The sequence below is a fragment of the Lentimicrobium saccharophilum genome, assembly GCF_001192835.1.
Taxonomy (GTDB): domain Bacteria; phylum Bacteroidota; class Bacteroidia; order Bacteroidales; family Lentimicrobiaceae; genus Lentimicrobium; species Lentimicrobium saccharophilum.
This window is the reverse complement of sequence record NZ_DF968182.1, coordinates 19,114-42,002: the sequence shown is the minus strand read 5'-3', so window position 1 is coordinate 42,002 and position 22,889 is coordinate 19,114. Positions and strand designations below refer to the sequence as shown.

At 41.7% G+C, this 22,889-nt stretch carries 12 protein-coding genes; 6 read left to right on the top strand and 6 right to left on the bottom strand.

Annotated elements, in window-relative coordinates; genetic code table 11:
* Positions 1-169: 169 nt before the first annotated feature.
* The 3 genes from TBC1_RS00100 to TBC1_RS00090 all read left to right on the top strand — a co-directional run bounded on the left by TBC1_RS00100 (position 170) and on the right by TBC1_RS00090 (position 4,497).
* Positions 170-2,761, top strand: a complete 2,592-nt coding sequence (locus TBC1_RS00100; RefSeq protein WP_062036745.1) for a lamin tail domain-containing protein — start codon at positions 170-172, stop codon at positions 2,759-2,761.
* A 691-nt stretch (positions 2,762-3,452) separates the two neighbouring features.
* Entirely contained in the window at positions 3,453-3,890 is a 438-nt protein-coding gene (locus TBC1_RS00095) for an OB-fold protein (protein WP_062036740.1), read from the top strand.
* A 52-nt stretch (positions 3,891-3,942) separates the two neighbouring features.
* On the top strand, positions 3,943-4,497 hold the full coding sequence (locus TBC1_RS00090; protein ID WP_062042589.1) for a YceI family protein: 555 nt from the start codon (positions 3,943-3,945) through the stop codon (positions 4,495-4,497).
* Positions 4,498-4,622: 125 nt separating this feature from the next.
* Here TBC1_RS00090 and TBC1_RS00085 read toward each other — a convergent pair whose 3' ends face one another.
* Positions 4,623-4,835, bottom strand: a complete 213-nt coding sequence (locus tag TBC1_RS00085) for a YgaP family membrane protein (protein ID WP_062036737.1) — start codon at positions 4,833-4,835, stop codon at positions 4,623-4,625.
* Between the two features lie 59 nt (positions 4,836-4,894).
* Positions 4,895-6,847, bottom strand: coding sequence for a DNA primase (dnaG, locus tag TBC1_RS00080; protein WP_062036735.1), 1,953 nt, complete (start codon positions 6,845-6,847; stop codon positions 4,895-4,897).
* A gap of 197 nt (positions 6,848-7,044) precedes the next feature.
* On the opposite strand from dnaG, the gene TBC1_RS00075 reads away from it, so the two are divergent.
* Positions 7,045-7,530, top strand: a complete 486-nt coding sequence (locus TBC1_RS00075) for a hypothetical protein (protein ID WP_062036733.1) — start codon at positions 7,045-7,047, stop codon at positions 7,528-7,530.
* A 1,058-nt stretch (positions 7,531-8,588) separates the two neighbouring features.
* On the opposite strand, the gene TBC1_RS00070 is transcribed toward TBC1_RS00075, so the two are convergent.
* The 3 genes from TBC1_RS00070 to TBC1_RS00060 all read right to left on the bottom strand — a co-directional run bounded on the left by TBC1_RS00070 (position 8,589) and on the right by TBC1_RS00060 (position 17,797).
* On the bottom strand, positions 8,589-10,283 hold the full coding sequence (locus TBC1_RS00070) for an elongator complex protein 3 (protein WP_062036730.1): 1,695 nt from the start codon (positions 10,281-10,283) through the stop codon (positions 8,589-8,591).
* 372 nt (positions 10,284-10,655) lie between these two features.
* Positions 10,656-16,025, bottom strand: a complete 5,370-nt coding sequence (locus tag TBC1_RS00065) for a LamG-like jellyroll fold domain-containing protein (RefSeq protein ID WP_172668781.1) — start codon at positions 16,023-16,025, stop codon at positions 10,656-10,658.
* 179 nt (positions 16,026-16,204) lie between these two features.
* Entirely contained in the window at positions 16,205-17,797 is a 1,593-nt protein-coding gene (locus TBC1_RS00060; protein WP_082189411.1) for a LamG-like jellyroll fold domain-containing protein, read from the bottom strand.
* Positions 17,798-18,131: 334 nt separating this feature from the next.
* Here TBC1_RS00060 and TBC1_RS00055 point away from each other — a divergent pair, with 334 nt between their 5' ends.
* Together TBC1_RS00055 and TBC1_RS00050 are read left to right on the top strand one after the other, a co-directional pair.
* Positions 18,132-20,240 carry a histidine kinase gene (locus TBC1_RS00055; RefSeq protein ID WP_062036721.1) on the top strand — a complete coding sequence of 703 codons (2,109 nt, stop codon included), beginning with the start codon at positions 18,132-18,134 and terminating at the stop codon, positions 20,238-20,240.
* Between the two features lie 7 nt (positions 20,241-20,247).
* The gene (locus tag TBC1_RS00050) at positions 20,248-21,018 is read left to right on the top strand and encodes a LytR/AlgR family response regulator transcription factor (protein WP_062036718.1); all 771 of its coding nucleotides are present in this window, start codon (positions 20,248-20,250) and stop codon (positions 21,016-21,018) included.
* A gap of 580 nt (positions 21,019-21,598) precedes the next feature.
* On the opposite strand, the gene pepT is transcribed toward TBC1_RS00050, so the two are convergent.
* On the bottom strand, positions 21,599-22,822 hold the full coding sequence (gene pepT / locus TBC1_RS00045) for a peptidase T (protein ID WP_062036715.1): 1,224 nt from the start codon (positions 22,820-22,822) through the stop codon (positions 21,599-21,601).
* Between the last annotated feature and the right edge of the window lie 67 nt (positions 22,823-22,889).

The window sequence follows — 22,889 nt, the reverse complement described above, 5'->3', positions numbered from 1 at the left end:
CAAAAATCAAGGAGTGCAAAAATACGATTAATAAGTTCATATTGATCAAAGCCCCCTGTTCAACCTCAGGATGATGGAATCGTAAAACACATTGGGCGCAATTTTTTATTCAGTCTTTAAATGGTAATAATATTTACATACCTTTATCCATTAAAACTGATCATTTATAATGAAAAGCGTAATATTTATCCTGATATTGTTTCCGGCTTTCGCTTTTGCCCAACTTTCCGAAAATTTTTCAGACGGCGATTTTTCCGAAAACCCGGCATGGAGTGGCGATACAGAACGGTTTATCATAAATTCAAGCCAGCAATTACAGTTGAATGCTTCCGGTGAAGGCATTTCACATCTTTCCACACCCGTGAGCCTTGAGGGGCTGATTGAATGGCGCATGTGGGTAAGGCTGAATTTTAGCCCGAGCGACAACAACAATGCGCGGATTTACCTGGTTGCTGACCAGCAGAATCTTAAAGAACCACTCAACGGTTATTTCCTGAAACTGGGCGAAGGAGGTTCGGCCGACGCCATTGAACTTTACAGACAAGGCGGTACCGCTGAATTTCTGATCACCAGAGGCACAAACGGGCTTATTGCAACCGCTTTCGCGATCAGCATCCGCGTGGTAAGAACCGAAGATGGCGAATGGAGCGTTTTTGCCGATCCGGCAGGCGGTGAGGACTATCAGCCCGAGGGATCCGGAGAAGATCAGGTCTGGCAGAATTACACCCATTTCGGTTTCTTTTGCAAATACACCTCCAGTAACGCGACCCGGTTCTACTTTGATGATATATATGCCGGATCACCCATTGTCGACCAGACACCGCCTCAGTTGCTATCGGTGGAAGTGCTTGACCAAAACCGCATTGATCTGTACTTCAGCGAAAGTGTGGATGAACCCTCGGCGACCAATACATTGAACTATTTTGCAGATCAGGGAATCGGAGCGCCTATGGCTGCCGGCCGCGACATTACTCAGAAATCGCTGGTTCACCTGATGTTCGCAACCGCGTTCAGCGAGGGCACGCTTTATAATCTGACGGTTAACAATGTGAAAGACCTGGCGGGAAACACGATTGAAACGGTCACCCGTCCGTTTGCCTATTACACGGTTCAGCCTTACGATGTGGTAATCAGCGAAATCATGGCCGATCCTGACCCTCCCGTTGGTTTACCCAATTTTGAATACCTGGAGATTTACAACCGCAGCGAAATGCCGGTTCAGCTCGAAAACTGGGTCTTGTCCATCGGATCAACCAAACGCACCCTCCCGAGGAAAGTGATAGAACCAAAATCATTTCTTATCCTGACCTCTGAAGATGCCGTGCCGCAACTCCAGCCATTTGGAGATGTATTTGGCTTTTCCAGTATCAGCCTCTCCAACACGGGCGCAACATTGGTGCTTAGGGAAAAAACCGGAGCTGTTGTTCATCAGGTAAGTTATACCGACGGCTGGTACCGCGATGCGGTGAAAAAAAACGGCGGCTGGTCGCTCGAAATGATTGATCCCGGCAATCCTTGCGGGGCAAGCGAAAACTGGAGGGCAAGCATCAATCCGGCGGGTGGAACACCCGGAACGGTCAATTCCGTCAACGCATCCAACCCCGACAATTCGGTACCATCTATAGAAAAGATCAGCATTACGGGGCCCTCCTCCGTGAGGGTATTCTTTACCGAATCCATGGACAGCCTGAGCCTGGTTTCACCGGCAATTTATCTGGTTGACCAGGGCGTTGGCACACCCCTCGCCGTCAACCTGTATCCTCCGGCTTACCGTTCGGTCGGGCTTAGTTTTGACCATGTTTTTGAAGAAGGGATTATTTATTCCCTTGAGGTTACGGCAGGCATTGCGGATTGCGCCGGAAACGAAACAACGACCACCCTTAACGCCCGGTTTGCATTTCCGTCACTGCCCGACAGCGCGGATGTGATCATCAATGAAGTATTGTCTGATCCGCGGTCAACGGGAACTGAATTTGTAGAGATTTACAACCGCTCGCAGAAAGTTATCGACCTGAAAAGCATCTGGCTGGCCACCAGGGACAAAACCACCGGGGAACTTACTTCGGTGAATGAAACCGCGCCCGACGGCAGGCTGATGTTTCCGGGGGAGTACCTTGTACTCACCAAAGACCCTGACCTTGTAAGAGCGGAATACTTCACCCCGAATCCGGGCGGATTTGTAAGTATGTCTTCATTCCCGTCTTACGCCAACGACCTGGGTACCGTTGTGCTGCTCACCCCGTGGGAAATTATTCTGGATGAATTTACCTATAACAGCAGCATGCATTTTGCCCTGCTGAACACCACCGACGGAGTTTCGCTTGAACGGGTGAATTTCGACCGGCCAGCCGCTGAACCGGGCAACTGGCATTCTGCTGCCCAGAATGTGGGATTTGCCACCCCGGCTTACCAGAATTCGCAATTTATGAAGGCTCCTGAGTCAGGGGATGAAGTGCTGATCAGTCCGGAAATATTTTCTCCCGATAATGATGGCTATAATGACCAGTTGAGCATAGTCTGCAATTTCACAGAACCGGGTTATTCAGTAACCATCCGCATTTTCGACAGCAATGGCAGGACGGTGAGGCTGTTGGTCAGGAATGAGCCTGCCGGTACCGGCAATCAGTTTATGTGGGATGGCATTACCGATGAAAGGGAGAAGGCCCCCATCGGGATTTATATCATTCATGTGGAAGTATTCAACCTGGGAGGGAAGGTTAAACAATTCCGAAAGACCGCAGTTCTTGGGGGTAAGCTCTGATTGCGGCATCCGAGGGCAAATCCTTAATTAATATGCTGGATATACTATGGCGACTTTGGCATTTAAAAGAAGCCACCAAAGCGCGGAAGCACAAAAACACACAAAAGAATTATCTCAGTTTTTGACTCCTGAAAAATGGAATAGCTGATTAGTGATCAAACTTTTTATAAGTATCCGGGATCTCTTTTCCTGCAATAATTTTGTGTTCTTCTGAGTCTTCGTGTCCCGATAACCATCGGGATGGTAAAAATATTATCAGCACATCATATAATAAACTACCCGCATCCTATAAGCATTCTGAAAATTATTCCTATCAGGGAAAGTTTTTAAATTTTCCTCTGAAAAGGCTGTTGGCCGTATTTATCCCTGATGTAAATAAGACGATCATCAATGATTTTTCCGTGGGATAAACATCTTCCCTGTAAGTTTGTTGATAAACATTAACATTCCGGGCTTGGTATACTTTCTCAACTGACTCAGACAGGCTGAAATAAACGGGTACTTATCCTTTGAAAGATAAGAATCCTTACAAGATTGCACATCCCGGTTTTCCTAATGAAATTAATGATCTGAGGCAAAAAGCAACTTGTCTGAAAACTAAATTATCAGGCTTGACTAAAACAATCGTACCAGTTGTTTTTTTGATCAGTTTTTAGGGTATTACCGGATTTATTCACCTAAAATCCTCAAAATGAAAAGAAAATTACTTATCGCGGCGGGTGCCCTCGCACTTGCAGGCATCATCGCAGGAATACTGGTTTATTTCTTTGTTTACAACAAACCCCATAAGGATTATGCAAAAGCTGAATCTGAGTTCACGGTTGACGCACTGACCCTGTTTGAGGAATTCAGGACGGATCAGGCTGCTGCCTCCGGAATTTATAACGGTAAGGTAATTGCAGTCACCGGCACGCTTACGTCGGTGGAGCAGAACGATTCACTCACGGTGGCAGTATTCGAAATTGACGAGGGTATGTTTGGCAGCGAAGGAATCCGCTTCACCATGCTGCCTGCATCAAAGGACAAAATCATCAGCCAGGCGCCGGGAACAACCCTTACCATCAAAGGTTTTTGCACCGGTTACAACGAAACCGACGTAATCCTTGAACATTGCAGCCTCGTTGAATAAAACCTTACCGGCACGGCCTGATCAACAAGCTTTCACAAAAACAACAACCATCATGAAACAGTTAACAGCCCTATTCCTATTGACCATCCTTTCCCTGACCAGCGTCAATGCCCAGAAGTACATCACCAAAAACGGCCATATCCGCTTTTTCTCCTCCACGCCCATGGAGGATATTGAAGCGCACAACCGGCAGGTAAACAGCGCCCTTGATCAGCAAACGGGCGATTTTGTTTTCCGGGTGCTGATGAAATCATTTCAATTTGAAAAAGCCCTGATGCAGGAGCACTTCAATGAGAATTATGTGGAATCAGATAAGTTTCCCAATGCAACCTTTACCGGAAAAGTGTCAAATATCAAAGACGTCCCGTTCGACAAAAACGGAGTTTATCCGGTCAACGTTGAAGGCGACCTCACCATCAAGGGGATTACCAAAAAGATTTCTGAAAAAGGGACCCTGGAGATCAGGGACGGAAAAGTCACCGGAAAGTCCACATTCAATGTGCTGCTGGCCGATTACGGCATTAAAGTTCCTGCCGCTGTTGCCAACAACATTGCCAAAAGCATACAGATTGACGTAGATGTGACGCTTGAAAAACTTGCGAAATAATTTCGCCGGTTTGCAGGGTACTGCGTGACTTTTCCCTGAAAAATAAAAAACCAAAAGCCTGCCTGCAGTAATGCTGCAGGCAGGCCTTTTTTTTTATCCGCTGATGGAGGTATAAGGGATAAAAACTACTTTTTCCCCTCGTTTTTGCAGGTTGAACAGCCGAAGATGGCATACAATCCGCAGAAGTTCATCAGGCTTGTAAGCACCATAACCAAAGCAAAAACGCCAAGCACTATGGCAAGTGTGCCGCTGATTACATTAAGAAAGTAAAGAACGGCCACCACAAGGGCCAGCACCAGCCGGATCAGTTTATCGGTATTTCCAATATTCTTTTTCATTTGTTTAATGTTTAAGTCACCAGCATAAACAAATCAAAATCATTAAAGTTTCAGAAATCCTAACCATTCAGGATGCGGCCAAGTCTCCGGCTGATATCATTCCGGGCTTTTTTCAGATAGATATCCCTTGACAGATGATCGGCCCAGGCCTCGCTCATGGTGTCCAGTTCTTTCATCTCTTTCTGGTTGATCTGGATCAGGGCGGAGAGTTTCCTGTGCATCAATGAAAGCACGGCCCGGGGAACGGTTTCATCCAGGCCATCCGTTTCGGCAGGCACATAAATCTTGATCTCTTCCCAGCCGGGGCTCAGTTCATATTTCTGGCTCAGCAGGTCAATGGCCAGCTTTACAATATCCGGATCGGCATGCATGGTAAAAAACCGTTCGTCAGGTAAGGCATCTGTATCCACTCCCCGGGCAAAGGCGTCAAATACTGCCTGATATAAAGCCAAATCAAAGGTGATCTGGCTGGCCCGGATATCATTACAGATAAAAGCGGCAACCGATGTCCTGAAATATTCATTCAATTCAGGATCATCGGATTGCAACCTGATTTTGATTTCTTTTGATCCGTATAAAAGCAACATCCTGATCACATCCAGCTCCTGGGCGCTGCAATCAGTGATATCGGGTGCCAGTTCCTGAGGGGGCGCAATAATTACCGGCTCCGGAATCTGCTCCTGCGACTCACCCTCATAACCTTTAAGCTTTTTTTTCCTGAGCAGTTTATTCAGCTCATTCATCAGCGTTTGCTCGGCAATCTGCATGATTTCGGCGCATTCCCTGATGAACAGCGGCCGGATGATCGGATCCGGAATCAGGCTGATGGTATGGATGATTTCGTGGATCAGTCTGGCTTTTTTAACGGGATCGTTTTGCGTTTCATCCAACAACAGTCTGGTCTTGAACGCGATGAAATCATCCGAATTGTTGGAAATAAACCCTTCCAGATCGGAAGAGCTGTGCTTGCGCGCGTAAGAATCCGGGTCTTCTCCATCCGGGAAAAGCACCACCTTCACATTCATCCCCTGTTCCAGGATCATATCAATCCCCCTGAACGAGGCTTTGATCCCGGCAGGATCTCCATCATAAAGGATGGTAATGTTTCGGGTAAACTTACTGATCAGGCGTATCTGATCGGTTGTGAGCGAGGTTCCTGAGGAGGCGACCACATTTTCGATACCCGACTGATGCAGCGAAATCACGTCGGTATATCCCTCAACCAGGAAGCAATTGTCGCGGGCCACGATGGAATTGCGGGCCAGCCAGATGCCATAAAGGCTCTTCGACTTGTTGTAAACTTCCGATTCCGGTGAATTTACATACTTGGGTTTGGTTTTGTCGGAAGTGAGGATGCGCCCGCCAAAGCCGATCACCTTCCCGGTGAGGTTGTGGATGGGAAACATCACCCTTTCGCGGAAGCGGTCGTAGTGCTTGCCGTCCTTGCTGATGGTCAGGCCCGAATCGACAAGGTATTTTTCGGAATACCCGTTCTGCAGGGCGGTTTTTGTAAATGTATCCCAGGCGGTGGGCGAAAAACCAAGCTGAAACTTCCTGATGATATCTTCGCGGAATCCCCTTTCCAGGAAATAGCTCAGCCCGATGGCCTTACCCTCTTCCGTTTCGAACAAGGTATTTACATAAAACTTTCTGGCAAAGTCGTTGAGGCTGAACAGGCTGTCGCGGTCGGTATCCTGCTGTTTCTCTTCCGGTGTAGGCTCCTGTTCTTCAACCTCAATGCCATATTTGCTGGCAAGGTAACGCAGCGCTTCGGGATAGGAATATTTTTCGTGTTCCATCACGAAGTTCACGGCATTGCCGGCCTTACCGCAACCAAAACATTTAAAAATCCCTTTGGCCGGGGAGACCGTGAATGAAGGGGTTTTCTCGTTATGAAACGGACAAAGTCCCAACAGGTTAACCCCGCGCCGTTTCAGTTGCACGAAGTCTCCCACCACCTCTTCGATGCGGGCGGCATCCAGAATGCTTTGTATGGTATCCCTGGGAATCAATGAATTGAATTAAAGAATGAGAAACATCAAATGTACAAAAAGGAGGGAATATGCGAAGAGAAAACAGTGGGATGTGCAGGCAGGCATATTTTCTTTAGTACGGAAAAACGCTATGTGCCAAACCCGCAATCTTTAAGATTTAATCGCTATCTTAGCGCTATGGATTTTTACATCATCTTTTCCAAACGTCCCGTATCATGTCAACCAATGAAATTATCCTGCTTCGCGATCTGATCGCCCGTCTCGATCAGAAACCTTTTGACCTTCAATCCTGGAAAACCAATGCCATGATGATACTGGGGAGGATTTTCGGGGAAAATTCCCAAAAAGTGGAGATGATACGTTCGATACAACCCGATTTCAGCTCCTGGTCGCTGCGCGATGCCACAGGAAAAATCTCTCAGATAGATGCATGCCGTAAAATGGGACGCGAGGTGCTGGAAGCCGTCATTGCCGAACTTGAAGCATTCGGCCCGCCGGTAAAACGCGACCCTTCCGGCAGCCACAATCTGCTGGGGCTGGAAGATTTTATTACCGGTAAGCAGGCACGGGAGATTGCACAGATTATTACTTCCGATCAGCCGGATGATGACAAAGTAAGCAAAATCAGCGAGTTAATCAAGGATCTCGATCAGGTGGACCTGCTGGCAGCCATTGCCCGCATGCTGATTTATAAATCCTGACACTTAAGTCCGGGACCCGGTTTAAGGAGCAAAAGCCCTCCGATATCCACCAGCGGACTATCATATAATTCCAGGACAAAATACCCGCCCGCTTTAAAAAATACCCTGATCTTTTAAAGCCCGGACGAGACGTCCGCAATACCCCATGTTCAGGAAATTCAGCATTCAATGATTCAAGACTATGAAATCTAATCAACTTTAAGTTAATGGATGAGCCTAATGTGTTCTAATGTGCCTACTGTGGTTATTTTTAGTAGATTAAGAGAATGTGGTAAGTTGCTTTTCACCACAATAGGCACAATAGGGCACAATAGGGTACAATTTCCCCCGGCTACTTTACCGGGAATAGAATGGGTTAGAAAATTCAGAAATTAATGATTCAAGACTATGAAATCTAATCAACTTTAAGTTAATGCATGACCTAATGTGTTCTAATGTGCCTACTGTGGTTATTTTTAGTAGATTAAGAGAATGTGGTAAGTTGCTTTTCACCACAATAGGCACAATAGGGCACAATAGGGTACAATTTCCCCCGGCTACTTTACCGGGAATAGAATGGGTTAGAAAATTCAGAAATTAATGATTCAAGACTATGAAATCTAATCAACTTTATGTTAATGCATGAATCTATTGTGTTCTAATGTGCCTACTGTGGTTATTTTTTAGTAGATTAAGAGAATGTGGTAAGTTGCTTTTCACCACAATAGGCACAATAGGGCACAATAGGGTACAATTTCCCCCGGCTACTTTACCGGGAATAGAATGGGTTTAGAAAATTCAGAATTTAATGATTCAAGACTATGAAATCTAATCAACTTTATGTTAATGCATGAATCTATTGTGTTCTAATGTGCCTACTGTGGTTATTTTTTAGTAGATTAAGAGAATGTGGTAAGTTGCTTTTCACCACAATAGGCACAATAGGGCACAATAGGGTACAATTTCCCCAGGCTACTTTGCCGGGAAAAGAGCACATCAGATTTACTTCATTTCCATATTGGCACATTCCACCATTTACAAATTCCCACAATTACAATCAATGGTTTCTGTTTTTACAATTACTGCCTGAAATGAGTGGATTTTAACATAAAAATCCCTCCGACATCCGTCAGCGGACCATCATACAATTCCTGAACGGAGTATCCGGCCGATCCGATAAATGATCTGATCTCCTCTCCCTGAGGATGATATTTCAGGCTTCCGGTTATTAAGACTTCACGATCCAGTATTCCGCAGCAACCCGGGAAAAATCCGTGTTTTTGCCCATGCAGCCTGACCGGAGCAGGATCAGCATATAACACCGGTTTCCCTTCCTTTACCAACACTTTTTCTATGCCCCGGTCGGAGGTTATAAAGCGGTCGTTATCCAGTGCAAGTAAATTACACCGGGTATACCCCTGGTTTACATGAAGTTGCTTGCGCTTTTTAAAGGTTTCCGCAATTACCGGATCTGTGATTTTCAGGTTGTGGATAATGTATTCCGGTGTGATTACCGCGTTGTAGCGGGCGGATGCGGGATAGGTTTTCCCCGGATCTGCACTGCCACGGATTACCGGTATGCCATGTATTGAAAGGGCATTTTTAATTTCTTCAGGTATGCCAGGAGCCATAACAACGGCTTCCTGTCCGGCGCAAAGAAAAATATCCGGATGCCCGCTGATGGACTTATACACCATGTTCTCCGTGCTTAACAATACCAGCCTGCCACGGTTCCTCAGTGCATTTTTAACCGGCAGGGGCGTCCTTTTATCAGTAAGAATCAGCGGTTTTTTATGAAAAGTTACTTCCTCCTCGTAAAATTCCACCCGGCTGAAATGTGTTTCGAGCATTTCACGGTTTGATGAGGCAAATCCGGTTGCATAGCGCATTTCACCGGCGGGGACGGGAATACGGATGCTGCCGCCGGCAGGGTGCAGCTCAGGCAGAGGCTGAAGTTTCCGTTTCCAGATTAAGGTTTCGGCCAGTTCCCGGAAATTAGGATGAAAAGGACCGGCCAGCAGGTCGTTTCCTCCCAGCAGATCCTCCGAAGGGTGCAATCCCACACGGATTACCTCCACGCCGGCTTCGCGGAAGATCTCCAGTAAACGGGCGGTAAGTTCCACTGCTTCATCCAGGGTTTGTGGCTGGTAGTCACCATTCCGCCAGCGCTTTTCCAGTTCTGTCCCCCTGATGACCAGGGTTGGATATATGCGCGTGCAGACGGCTCCAAGCTCAACAATACGCCGGGCGGTCTCCATGGCCTTTTCAGGAGTATCGCCGGGAAGGCTGGTCATCATCTGGAGGCCCAGCTTAAATCCGGCTTCGCGGATCAAGGCCGATGCTTTCTCCACATCCCGGACCGTATGCCCGCGCCCCGAAAGCATCAGCACCTCATCGTCGAGCGACTGTGCCCCGAGCTCAATGGTGGTGACTCCGTATGACTTCAGCAGCTTCAATGCATCTGCGTCAATATAGTCGGGCCGGGTACTGAGGCGGATACCGTGGATGCGGCCTGAAGACATGAAACTTCGGGCAACATCCAGATACAATGCCTGCAACTCCGGCTCAATCCCGGTGAAGCTACCACCAAAGAATCCGATTTCGATGTGCGAATCCTTTTCAGGGATTGTTTTCAGGTGCTGCAGAATGATTTCACGCACCTCATCCGGTTCCGGCTGTTTATGGCAGCCCGAAATACTGTGCTGGTTGCAGAATACGCAGCGGTTGGGGCAAGCCAGCTCAGGTACGAAGATGGGGATGGTGAAATGCTTCATGGGGCAAAGGTAATACACACAGCAGTCACAATCTCACGCAAATACGCTTATGACGTCAATTATGAAAGAAACAGATTTTGGTGAGACTTGTCTGCTTATGAGCTTGCTGAAAAACACAATTAATACAATTTTTGTTTTACTTGTAGGTGCCGCCAACCTCATATACAGCCGGGAGGCAGACTGCACCAAAAATGATATCATACTTTTTAATTTTTTGAATTAACATTTATAAAAATGTACTGTTAGCCTTATTTTAAAAAGCGGGTATACTTATGAAATTAAAAAAAATACCTTATAATATACTGAATATTATTAATTTACATAATAAAAGCCGGAAATTCCAACATATCCAGACAATAGTGATTAAAAGCACTATGGGATTATTCGACCAACAAATCCGAAAGAATTATTATCAATATAGCTCATATCAGCAGTATCTACAATTCCATCACCGTTAATATCAGTTACTAAATAACCTGACATAAAAACGGCTGAATCGTTATCAACCTGGGTCATATCTGCAATATCCACGACACCATCCTGGGTAACATCTCCGGTGAAGAGAACATTGTTTATCCCGATTAATCTCATATTATTTCCATAAGCTTTAAATGAATCTGTTGTAAAGTCGTAATTAATTGATGGAGAATTCAATGTAACAGGGATTGCACTCCACGTCTCAATGCTGTTTCTGTGATTTATTACAATGTAATAAATTCCTGTTAAGTCCTGCGGAATGACTACAGAGGCTATCCCATTGGTTCCTATTTCAACATCTTCAAATGTTTTAACTATTGCGTAAGGAGGAAGCGCGTTTGCCAATCTAATTGTTACCAGGTCAGCAACTAAACCCTGAAATTCCGGACCATCCTCATCATGAGCCTGATTCATACTCCCGTTTGGCGCATTGTATAGTCCTTCAAGATATAGTTTTACATTCAGTGTTGATAATTTTTGAATAGTTAGCGGCAGAATGGCAACATTGTTCGTACTGTCATTGACTTCTTTTATGAACCCATCCGGATCCACTGCAATAATCAAATTCCACAAACCCTCGTTGATAAAAGAAGGTATTAATATAGAATCAGATATATTTACTAATGAATCTCTTTCCAGAAAATATATTACTCTGTCTTTCAAGCATAAGTCTGAAGAATTGATGGTCAGATCTGATGATAAAAAGTATTTGACTGAAAGTGCATTTGAATAGGTATTACCCTGGTTTTTTAACTGAAATGAAGCCACTAATGCGGAATCAGAGCAGACAGCCAATTGGTTTACTGAATCATTTATTATTGCCAAATCAGGTAAAACAACATGTATCAGAATTGTATCATAAATGATATTATTGTCAGGAAGAAGCATAGTGTATTGAATCACAACTGACCCCGTATCAGATAGACTTGAATTGAAATAATGTGTCCATGTCGTATCATTTAAATATGACAGGAATGCATTCGGGCCAATGTTCGAAGAAATTGCTGAAGTTTCGAAAAGCAATGAATCATAAGGACAGGTATAATTATAAGCATATTCCCTTAATCTGATTTCTGATGAAGAGTGATTTTGACGAAGCGTTATATCAGGCAATTTTAATACGATTGTTGTATCTGCAGCTCCAAACTGATGAAAGAGAACACGCTCAAAACGGTAACCATTATAGACTCCTTCAAAATTTAATTTGATAGTATAGTATCCCGAAGTATCAGTTTGAAAAGGATATATAAACTTAAATGCTGTATCGATGGCTGTAATACTTGAACTGAGGTTGTAAATTGAGGTATCGCCTTCTGGCTGAGTGATGGTTGCCCAAACATTGAGACTATCTGAAAGATTAAGGTTCTCCAACTGTAAACCTGCTTCAATATTAAAATAATCACCAACATTAACAATACTTGTATCATTGATCAGATAAGCATATATATCTGACTTTAAATAAGCAAATGCAGCGTAGCTTATAGTGTCGATACCTGGTTGATTTGACTCAGCCCATATCTTCCATTTGCCAAACATCGGATCTGCAATACTCATTTCATAAGATCCCGAAAGTGAATCATATAATAAATTTCCACCAGCATAACTACTGTCAATGATAGTGCCGTCCGGTATTTGTAATTTAATATTCAATGGAAATGTGGAATTATCCAATTCTTTACTTGACAATTCAAATTTTACCAACGAAGTCTGGTCATCAATAAAATAGGATGTGCTAATGTTATCAGACGGAATAGCTCCAGTTTCAAATAACGTAGAGAATTTAGTATCTGTTCGATTGTTTGTAATAAGATTGTTCTGCCTTGAACCACTTGTTCCCAATGTTAAAGTATTTGAGTAACAATATTTAAAATCATCTATTGTATTTGACATTCCAGGAATAGGATTACCAGAAAAGTCCATCAATTTGATAGTATTTTTAACTTTAGAAAGATATATTGCACAACCACGTTCCGTGGTATTGTTGAAAACACCTCGAAAATAATAGACATTTTCTTTATCATTGAAACTATTGTTGACAAAAAAACCTATATCTGTATATCCATATTCGGATAATAAATAACTCCCAGATGGATACAATTTCAGAATTCCATCTGTTTCATTATATCTTGTTGTATATATGTTGGCAATTGTAATAGGATTTGAACTTGAACCAATGTTTAATAACAGAAGGCCTTTTTGATAATTAACGTCTTGCTCCCCTGTTGGATAGGAAGAATTATTTAAAGTGGCAAGTGTTGCTCCGGAAGGTTTAAATACAGACATGTCGGCTTTCACAACTGCTCTAACATTTGTTTCTGCCTGTAACTTTGAATAAAATGTTTCTGCCGGATCAAAGAAATATGAATCGATAATTTCAGGAATAAGATCGGGGAGGCCAATATTATATTTCTTTTTGTTTTTACTCTGACCATGATTACAGTCATCATGGTTGCCATGAATTGTTGCAAAACCAATGCCGTGATCTAAAAGCGAAGCACTGCTTATCGAAACAACTCCATCACTGTGTTTATAAGACTCTTCGTGAACAGATGAAGAAGAATGATATTTTTCTGTTGTTCCCAATAATGCAAAATAGTCGTCTGAAAGGGTATCGTTGCCATTAAGATCAATCAAACTTGTCCAATCTCCTGAATTTAGTTCTTCCACAAACTTACTGCCAAGACTCAAATCCCTGTATGCCGGTGCTTGTTTATCTTTATTCGCAAAATATTCAACAAGTGTTCCCATTGCAGTCCTATATAGACGGTTAGCAGAATAGGATCCGTGCATTGGAGGTGCTGTAAAAAGAACTTTTTCAATCATTTCTCTGCTATCATAATTCGGATTATTTGAATATTTAGTCAGATATTTTATTGTAACCAGGCCACCCATACTATGTGTCACAATCCGAATCTTTTGATTATATTTAGCTTTCAATGAATCGATAGCTGGTTTTAAACCAATCCCCAAATGTTCAATATCGGTATCATATGGATAATAGTATTGCCACGCGTCATAATGTGCTTTTTCATTCAAAAGTCGGGGTGTTGTATACCAGTAAGATACATCATTTTGAGTAAAGTCTGCATTTGGATTTGTAGAGTAACTATACGTTCCGCTAACGCCTTGAACAAGTATAACAGGAGGCTTATTATAGCTTGACGGAAAAGAATTATTTGGTGGAATCAACATTGAAACCGGGTACTCATCAATTTTGTAATAATTCCATCCTGACTTATACTCTGGGCTTGCAGTCGAATAGGGGAAAAACGGTTTGTTTGTATTTTCTGGATTAACTTTCATTTCATTGTCATTATGAAAAAAGATAATAGCATTTCGAGGCGATTCCCCCTGCAATGAGTGATCATACTGAAAAGCAATGTGTCCTAATTGTTTATAAGTTGCATCATACAGATATATTGTGTCATTGAAATCAGAAATTAGTTTATTATAAATGTAGGTTGAGGCATCCTCAAATTCATTGATATAAGCCATCCTTTTTCCGCCAACTATTTCAACAGGAAATATTTTTCTTACAAAATGAGGTTGTAAACACCAAGAACAGGACCTCCATTCGTAAAAATAACCTAAAAAAGCAACATCATTTGTCCCTCCGGTTTCAATAATCTCAAGATCAATTCCTTTATTATTAGAAGAAACCTGAACCGTTTGAGACATAGACAAACTTATCCCGGTTCCATTTTCAACAGTGAGTTTAATTTCTTTGAGGCCAGTCTGTGAATATGTATGAGAAATATCGGGAGAAGCAGGTGTATTGATTATTTGAATGGGTGTATTATCTCCAAAATTCCAGGTCCATTTGTTTGGGGGTGGGTTTCCTTCAGACTGAACCGTCAGTTGTATTGCCTCATTTACAGAAGGTTCCATATCTGAAATTATAAACCCTACTGAAAGCGGAATATTTGCTTGTGCCAAATTACGTATTTCAGCCTCGCTGAGCGCTCTTTTATAGACACGCAAATCGTCTATATTCCCATTAAAAAACCCATTCCCCGTTCCACCACCGGAGATATTTCCAATTTTAAAATTGAAGATTGATGTGGGAGTTCCTGTTGAAGATAATGTACCTTTTAAAACCCCATTCACATATATTTTTCCGGTATTTCCTTCAAGCTTTCCGGCAATGTGATACCAGACTCCAGGCGTAAGTGGCTGAGTCGAGTATACAGTATATGAGCTTGTTGTAGTTACCCATTTGAATCCCGGATAGTTGTTGCCTGAAAAATTAATTCCTCTTTGATCTCCACCTGTACCAACACCGCTTGCATCTACGACAAACTTAGGTACAGCCGGAACAGAATTCAACTTTATCCATGCCGAATAAGAGTGATTCCCAGCGCAATAATTTAGCAAATCACCTGATGGTGTAATATTTACCTGATCATTTTGTCCATCAAATGATGCTGCACCATTTTGTTGCAGCAAATGATCACTTGTAAAAGAAACGCCGCCGCTTTGGGTCCCATCATAACCATTCTCAGAATAATCAAGGAAATTATTATCAAAGGGGTAGTGAGCGACTAATCCAGAATTCAGGCTATTATATGATTGTTCATTGTAAAGTTGCTGAATTTCAATGCTACTAAGAGCCCTGTTATATAATCTTAAATCATCTAGAACACCTTTAATAAAGTATACACTGCTGGACCCATTCCTGCCAATATATAATGGTGAACTTGAGGTACGAACTATTGCATTAGGATTTGTTTCATTAATAGTATTAACCAGCCCTCCATTAATATAAATACGCACGATTTTAGTGAAGTTATCAAAAGTGGATGCGTAAAAAATCCACTCGTTATCCATTGGTACTGTGTATGATCCTGCTGTCCATTCAGTCCATTGGCCAGCCGATCCTTTCCATACCTGTGACACAATTTCGGCATTTGGATAAATATATGTGGAAAATGCATGTTCTTTACAAATGTAATTCTCCAATCCATTTGCTACTAGACCTTTTCGATTCAACCAGAAAGCAGTTGTAATTGCAGTTGAAGGAAAAGACGTTGAACTATTAACTAAGATGTATCCATTATATCCATTAAATTGCATTGCCATGTTTGTAATCCCAAACCGGTCAGTTGTAGATGTTACTCCTCCGTTTATTGTACCATTGTTTCCATTCCCACTGGCATCAATCGCATTACCATTAAGAGGGTAGTAGGCTACCAAGCCGTTTGTTGGCACCTGAGCATAAATTTGACAGGCAAGTGCAAGTATCACTGTAATAATAATATATTTCATTTTCATATTATTTAATTTTGCATAAACATTCATTTTGAAAGTATAGAGTCGTTGATAAGGGGTTTGAGATTTCAAACGAAAAATTGAGCGGAAATCAATAACAGCATCAGGTAAGTAAAAGATTTGATCTTCATGGTTGTCTGTTTATAGATGCTCTTCTGCTTAAAATTTTCTCAGAATCAGTTTTTGGTAAACTTACTAACAGTCACATAGTTATTGTGGTAAAGATATATTACGTAAACACCTGGATTTAAATTTGATATATCAATATGCAGGTATTCATTTTGGGGAAGGTTACCTGACGAAACAACACCTCCAAGCATATTACAAATGCGATATCCCCCTGAATAGAATGGAGGATCTGCACAGACTGTTATCATTTCATTTGCCGGATTTGGAAATATCTTTAAATTTGATTTCTCAGGTAAAGCAACAACTCCAGTGCTTGAATCCTCATACAATGAATAAACATCATCAGCATTCAGAGCACAACTATATATTCTGATATCATCCAGTTTGCCGTTAATAAAATATACTTCAGAACTCCCGTTTCTTCCAATGTATAATGGGGAAGAAGAAGTTCTCACAATAGCATCCGGACTTTGCTCAATAAATGTTGAATCCAGCAAACCATTAATATATATATTTCCCGCATGTGTCTGATTGTCAAATGTAAAAGAATAAAATACCCAGTCTGAATTGTTTTGTAGTGTGGAAGTACTTTCATAGCTTGACCAAAAGCCTGGAGTACCTGTAAAAAGACCACTGGCTAGTTTGCTGTTTGGGTATTCATAAGATTGGAAGGCGTACTCTTTTGAGATGTAATTTTCCAGACCTACTGGAATTATGCTTTCTCTATTCAACCAAAAACAAATCGTAATTGCATCTTGTGGAAAGGTTACTGAATTTTCAACTATTATATAATCAGACATCCCATTGAATCTATATGCACTATTTGGGATTCCGAAACGGTCGGTGGTTAAAGTAGCTCCATGAACTGTGCCGTTATTGTTATTTCCACTGTTATCATCTGCATTGCCATTAAATGGATAGAATGCAGTAAGGCAACCTAGGCCTTCATTCTTTAAACTTAAGATTTCCGTGTGGGTTAACGCACGATTATATATGCGAATATCATCCATTTTTCCATTAATAAAATATACTTCAGAACTCCCATTTCTTCCAATATACATAGGGTATGTAGATTCCCGGACAATAGCTTCCTGACTGTACTCTGTAAATGTTGAATCCAACAAACCATTGATATAAATATTACCCATATGGGTAAAATTGTCGAACGAAAAGGCATAAAACACCCATTCTGAATTATTTTGAAGAGAAACAGTGCTTTCATAGCTAGACCAGGACCCCGGCGTTCCTTTATAAAGGCCACTGGCTAGTTTGCTGTTTGGGTATTCATAAGATTGAAAGGCGTGCTCTTTTGAGATGTAATTTTCCAGACCTACAGGAATTATACTTTCTCTATTCAACCAGAAGCAAATTGTAATTGCATCTTGTGGGAAGGTTTCTGAATTCCCAATTACAATATAGTCAGATATGCCATTGAAGCCATATGCACTATTCTGGTTCCCGAACCTGTCGGTGGTCAAAGTAGCTCCATGGACAGTGCCATTATTGCTATTTCCACTATTATCGCTAGCATCACCATTAAATGGATAATAACAAACGAGTCCATTGGCTGGAATCTGACAAAATGCAATCTCACAAAAATTCATGAGAGCGAATAAAATTAACACACAGGTTGTTTTCATAATTCTAATTAATTAGGTTTAATAAATAAATCCGATTGCTTTATCTTCAACAAACTGTTTATATTCAAATTTTCCAGCATATCTCCTGCCAGAATACTTACAATATTATAACGCCTCATGATATGATTTACAAGATAAGTGATTCATTGATGTAACTTAGCATATCATTTGAGCAACGTATAGTTTTTGTTTATAAAACTGAAACTTCGTCTTTTACTACTTCCTCACTATTTTCTTTAATGAAATATTTTATACGCCAATGTGTCAAAAATAGGCTTCAATTTTTTATCATGTGTCTAATAATCTTCTTAATTTAGTATAAAACATTCCATAGATGGCCTTCACGAAAATTTTGATTCATGATTGGCGTAAGCGATGGGTTATACTCTTTAACCCTTATGTAATTTCCCTAATTATCACAATTTTAATTCTGATTCTGGTTTTCCCAACTGTTCCTAAATATAAAATCAGTGTTGCCAAAATAATCAGAAATACTCTCGATCTCGAAGTTTATGCCGATATTTCAGGAGATGGCTACAGTGACAGAATTTCCATTAAAGATGATACAGCGGACATTTTTTCTATAGTAGTTTATGAAGCAATAACCGGTAAAATGAATCAATGGAATTTTGAAGGAAAACCATTGACGAAAACAAACGACTACCTGATTATCGGCGATTATAACAAGAATAGTAAAAAGGAACTTTACATCTTCTCCCTGAACCATGATAGCATTATGCTTCATTGCATATACGATATAGACAATAACAAGCCCGGTTTCAAAAATGTCTTTATATCAAGAGTTGGCTTTCGAAAAGGACGGTATGAAGCAGCTATTCTTAAAGCCGCAATGGATGACCTTAACAACGATGGCTATAATGAATTAATTTTTGCTGTAAATTCAGGCTTTTCCTTAACTCCAAGAAATATCTTTGCTTATGACATTAATAACAGGGTGGTTTTATCATCCCCTTTTCTCGGTATGAGTATGACCAGAATTATTCAGAAAGACATAACCGGTGACGGGAAAAATGAAATTCTGATTCAAGGGCATGCCTCTGATAATATTGCTGATACTTCTTTCAGATACCATGACCGGAGTGCCTGGCTTATGGTGCTTGACAGAAAACTTAATTTCCTCTTCGAACCTAAAGAATTTAAAGGGGCCTATTCTCATATTTACCCATTTATTTTTGAAAATAATCTCTCATTTAGCCAGGCAGGATTTTATATAAGGTCCACACCTCCAAGTAATGATTCCAAAATATGCATATTAGAAAAGAACGGAAAAATAACCAGGGAGAAATATCTTCCTGATATACCATTTAATGGATTTAATAACATTTTCTTCTTTTCAGCTAAAGGGAAACCTTACATTGCTTTTATAAAGAAGAACAAAAAGGAGTTATTAATTATTGATCAAGAATTTAATATAACTGAAAAAGAAATGGAGGTCAATATAGGACAAGTTGAATCTTTCGACCTCGATAATGATGGATTGAATGAAATTATCTCGTATGATTCTGAGTCGGGAAAACTTATAATATTGCGCAACAATCTCAAACAGCCGGCATTAATTGATCTTTCTCTGAATTCTGGCAGTCTGCGTTTCTCACTTAAAAATAACGGGGAAGAACTACCGGAACTTGTTATCTGGGATCATCTGAACACCTCTCTGCTTACATATGGGATAAATCCGATTTTCTACTCAAGATGGTTAATCACTTTTGGGATTTACTTTGGATTTCTTGCTTTTACATGGCTATTACTCCGAATTCAGCGTTACCAAATTGAAAGCAAAAGAATTATGGAGAAGAGAATTTCTGAACTTCAGATGAAGATTATAAAAAATCAGCTAGACCCGCACTTTACACTTAATGCAATTAATTCCATTATTCATTCAATCAGAAATAACGAATCTGAAAGTGCTGCCGAACATCTGTTGCAATTCTCCAGCCTATACCGCCATTTACTCCTGACCGCAGATCAGTTTACCTGCCCGTTAAAAGACGAACTGGCATTTACAGAAAATTATCTGAGAATGGAACAACTGAGGTTTAAGAATAAATTCAATTATTCAATCGCTATTTCTGAAAGTGTTAATAATGAGGTTGAAATCCCAAAAATGTGCATTCAGACAGCTGTTGAGAATGCGGTCAAACATGGCATTGCCCCATTGAAGACGTTTGGTGAAATACTTATAACAGTGACAACAAATAATAATCATCTTGTCATTGAGGTCCAAGATAACGGTGTTGGCCGCAATGCATCCAGTAACTTATACTCTCTATCTACACATATGGGCAACCGTTTAACCCGGCAGTATTTTGATTTATTCACAAAACTCACCAAACGTAAAATTGATGGAAATGTTGAGGATTTATTTTTAGAATCAGGTCAGGCCGCCGGAACTTGCGTTAAACTTGAAATCCAATTAAACTAAATCCGATATGAATAGCTCTGTGAAAAAAGCGCTGATAATAGATGATGATAAAGACGCTATAGACAATCTTAAAGTGTTGTTGAAGGATTATAATTTCATTAAGGTTGTTGGTTCTATCGATAACCCGGATCATGCTACAGATAAAGTCAGGCTATTAAAACCAGATTTAATTTTCCTTGATATTCAAATGCCTGAAAAAGATGGTTTTGAAGTTTTACGAGACCTTCTGAAAGAGGGCCTGCAGACAGAAGTCATATTTGTAACAGCTTATGACCGGTTTGCTATAGATGCTATCCGTTTTTCTGCGCTCGACTATTTATTGAAGCCTGTGAGTCCTTTCGACCTGCAAAATGCACTTATCCGATTTCTTGACAAGGCAAAACGACCGGAACCAATTTCTGCCTTTCATGCATTACTTGAAAAAACGATAATGCATGCTAATAAACTAAAGTTCAATACTCATTCCGGTTTTTATATGCTTTCTCCGGAAGATATCATTTACATTCAGGCTGATTGGAATTATTCAGAAGTATTTCTGGGAGAGAAAAAATCTGAATTAATTACTATTAATATTGGAAAATTAGATGAAATGCTACCCAAACATCTTTTCTGTCGCATTAGTCGTTCGATCATTATTAATGTAACCTGGTTGGTAAGGGTCAATCGAAGGAAAAGATTGGCAATTCTTGAAAAGGATGGAAAAGAATTCAGTTTTAAAATACCCTTATTAAATATTAGAAAAATCGAAAACTTAATTGATGGGGTTAATGAGAATTAATCACATTAATCTAATGATAAACTTTAAACATTACTGAAAGCCTGTCCACAGATGTTAAGAAGCGAACTAACTCCGGCTGTTACTCACAACCCGAAATACTGTGCTGATTGCAGAACACGCAGCGGTTGGGGCAGGCCAGCTCAGGTACGAAGATGGGGATGGTGAAATGCTTCTTCTTCATTGCGGATTGCAGATTGCGCTTGTCTCGTGAGACGGCGATAGCCGGATAACGAGAGATTTCGGATTTTGGATTGCGGACCCCCATATATCCGGTGGATTTTCCTGTTCAAGTAGAACTGTGGAAGTCCGCGTCAGAAAATAAGACGCGGACCAACTCACAGAAATGAGCTCACCGTAGGTAATGTCTACTCCCCTTGTCTCCCCGTCTCCTTGTCAGTTGCTTCGAAAACTAATGAATCCGGTACAACCCCTCGTCCCTCGCCCCGGTCCCTGAGCGAAGTCGAAGGGGCGTCCCTCATCTCATCTAATTTGAAAAGCCCATACCAGTCATCACACAAATGCCCAAAATCCGAATTCCGAATTCCGAAATCAAAAATCCGAAATCAAACCGTCCCTCCATTCAGGCATTAAGCTCCACAATCTTCAGAATCACCTCGGTTGCTTTTTCCATTGATTCGAGCGGGACAAATTCAAACTTGCCGTGGAAGTTATGCCCACCCGCAAAGATATTGGGACAAAGCAGGCCCATATAGCTGAGGCGGGATCCGTCGGTGCCCCCGCGGATGGGCTTGATTTTGGGTTTTACCCCCACTGCCTCCATCGCCAGACGGGCGGTCTCCACAATATGATACTCAGGTTCCACCTTTTCGCGCATATTGTAGTACTGATCCTTCATTTCAAGGGTGAAACACCCTTCCCCGTAACGCTGGTTCATAAAGTCAGCGCATTGTTTCATGGTTACCTTGCGCTGCTCAAACAAGGCCCTGTCATGATCGCGGATAATGTACTGGATCATGGATTTTTCCACCGATCCTTCCATTTTCATCAGGTGGAAAAAGCCCTCGTAATCCTGCGTAAACTCAGGCCGGTCGAAAACGGGAAGCAATGCATTGAACTCCGTTGCCATCAGCAGGGCATTCTGCATTTTGCCTTTGGCATATCCCGGATGGATATTACGACCCTGGATAGAAATTTTAGCATAAGCGGCGTTGAAGTTCTCAAACTCCAGTTCCCCGATTTCGCCTCCGTCAAGCGTATAGGCCCACTGGGCTGCAAACTTCTTTACATCAAAGTGATCCACGCCGCGTCCGATCTCCTCATCGGGCGTAAAGCCTATCTTAACAGGTCCGTGCTTTATTTCGGGATGATTCACCAGGTACTCCACCGCGGTCATGATTTCCGTGATGCCAGCCTTATCATCCGCGCCAAGCAGGGTGGTCCCGTCGGTCACAATCAGGGTTTGCCCGGCATACTGCTTCATCTCGGGAAAATCAGCGGGAGAAAGCACAATGCCCAGCCCGCTGTTGAGCACGATATCCTTCCCGTCCCAGTCATCAATAATGCCGGGTTTGATGTTATCACCGGGCATATCGGGACTGGTATCCACATGGGCGACAAAGCCGATGGCAGGGCCTGTTTTGCCGTTATTGGCAGGCAGGGTGGCCATCACATAGCCGTTTTCATCCATGGTAACATCGGCAAGCCCGAATCCTTTCAGCTCATCATGCAGCATTCTGAGTAAAACCAGTTGTTTGGCCGTACTCGGACAAGTTGAGGAGTTGTCATCACTTTGGGTATCGACACCTACATACCGCAGGAACCGTTCTTTTATGATCTCTTTCATAGTAGTTTTTTTAATTTCATTGAAAACAAACAAACTGACCAGGAAGTGCAGAATAAAATGTATTTAG

Coding starts and splice junctions, on each gene's coding strand:
- TBC1_RS00050 (WP_062036718.1), top strand. CDS start 20,248: ATGAATAGCTCTGTGAAAAAAGCGCTGATAATAGATGATGATAAAGAC.
- TBC1_RS00075 (WP_062036733.1), top strand. CDS start 7,045: ATGTCAACCAATGAAATTATCCTGCTTCGCGATCTGATCGCCCGTCTC.
- TBC1_RS00065 (WP_172668781.1), bottom strand. CDS start 16,025: ATGAAATATATTATTATTACAGTGATACTTGCACTTGCCTGTCAAATT.
- TBC1_RS00090 (WP_062042589.1), top strand. CDS start 3,943: ATGAAACAGTTAACAGCCCTATTCCTATTGACCATCCTTTCCCTGACC.
- pepT (WP_062036715.1), bottom strand. CDS start 22,822: ATGAAAGAGATCATAAAAGAACGGTTCCTGCGGTATGTAGGTGTCGAT.
- TBC1_RS00070 (WP_062036730.1), bottom strand. CDS start 10,283: ATGAAGCATTTCACCATCCCCATCTTCGTACCTGAGCTGGCTTGCCCC.
- TBC1_RS00100 (WP_062036745.1), top strand. CDS start 170: ATGAAAAGCGTAATATTTATCCTGATATTGTTTCCGGCTTTCGCTTTT.
- TBC1_RS00095 (WP_062036740.1), top strand. CDS start 3,453: ATGAAAAGAAAATTACTTATCGCGGCGGGTGCCCTCGCACTTGCAGGC.
- TBC1_RS00085 (WP_062036737.1), bottom strand. CDS start 4,835: ATGAAAAAGAATATTGGAAATACCGATAAACTGATCCGGCTGGTGCTG.
- TBC1_RS00060 (WP_082189411.1), bottom strand. CDS start 17,797: ATGAAAACAACCTGTGTGTTAATTTTATTCGCTCTCATGAATTTTTGT.
- TBC1_RS00055 (WP_062036721.1), top strand. CDS start 18,132: ATGGCCTTCACGAAAATTTTGATTCATGATTGGCGTAAGCGATGGGTT.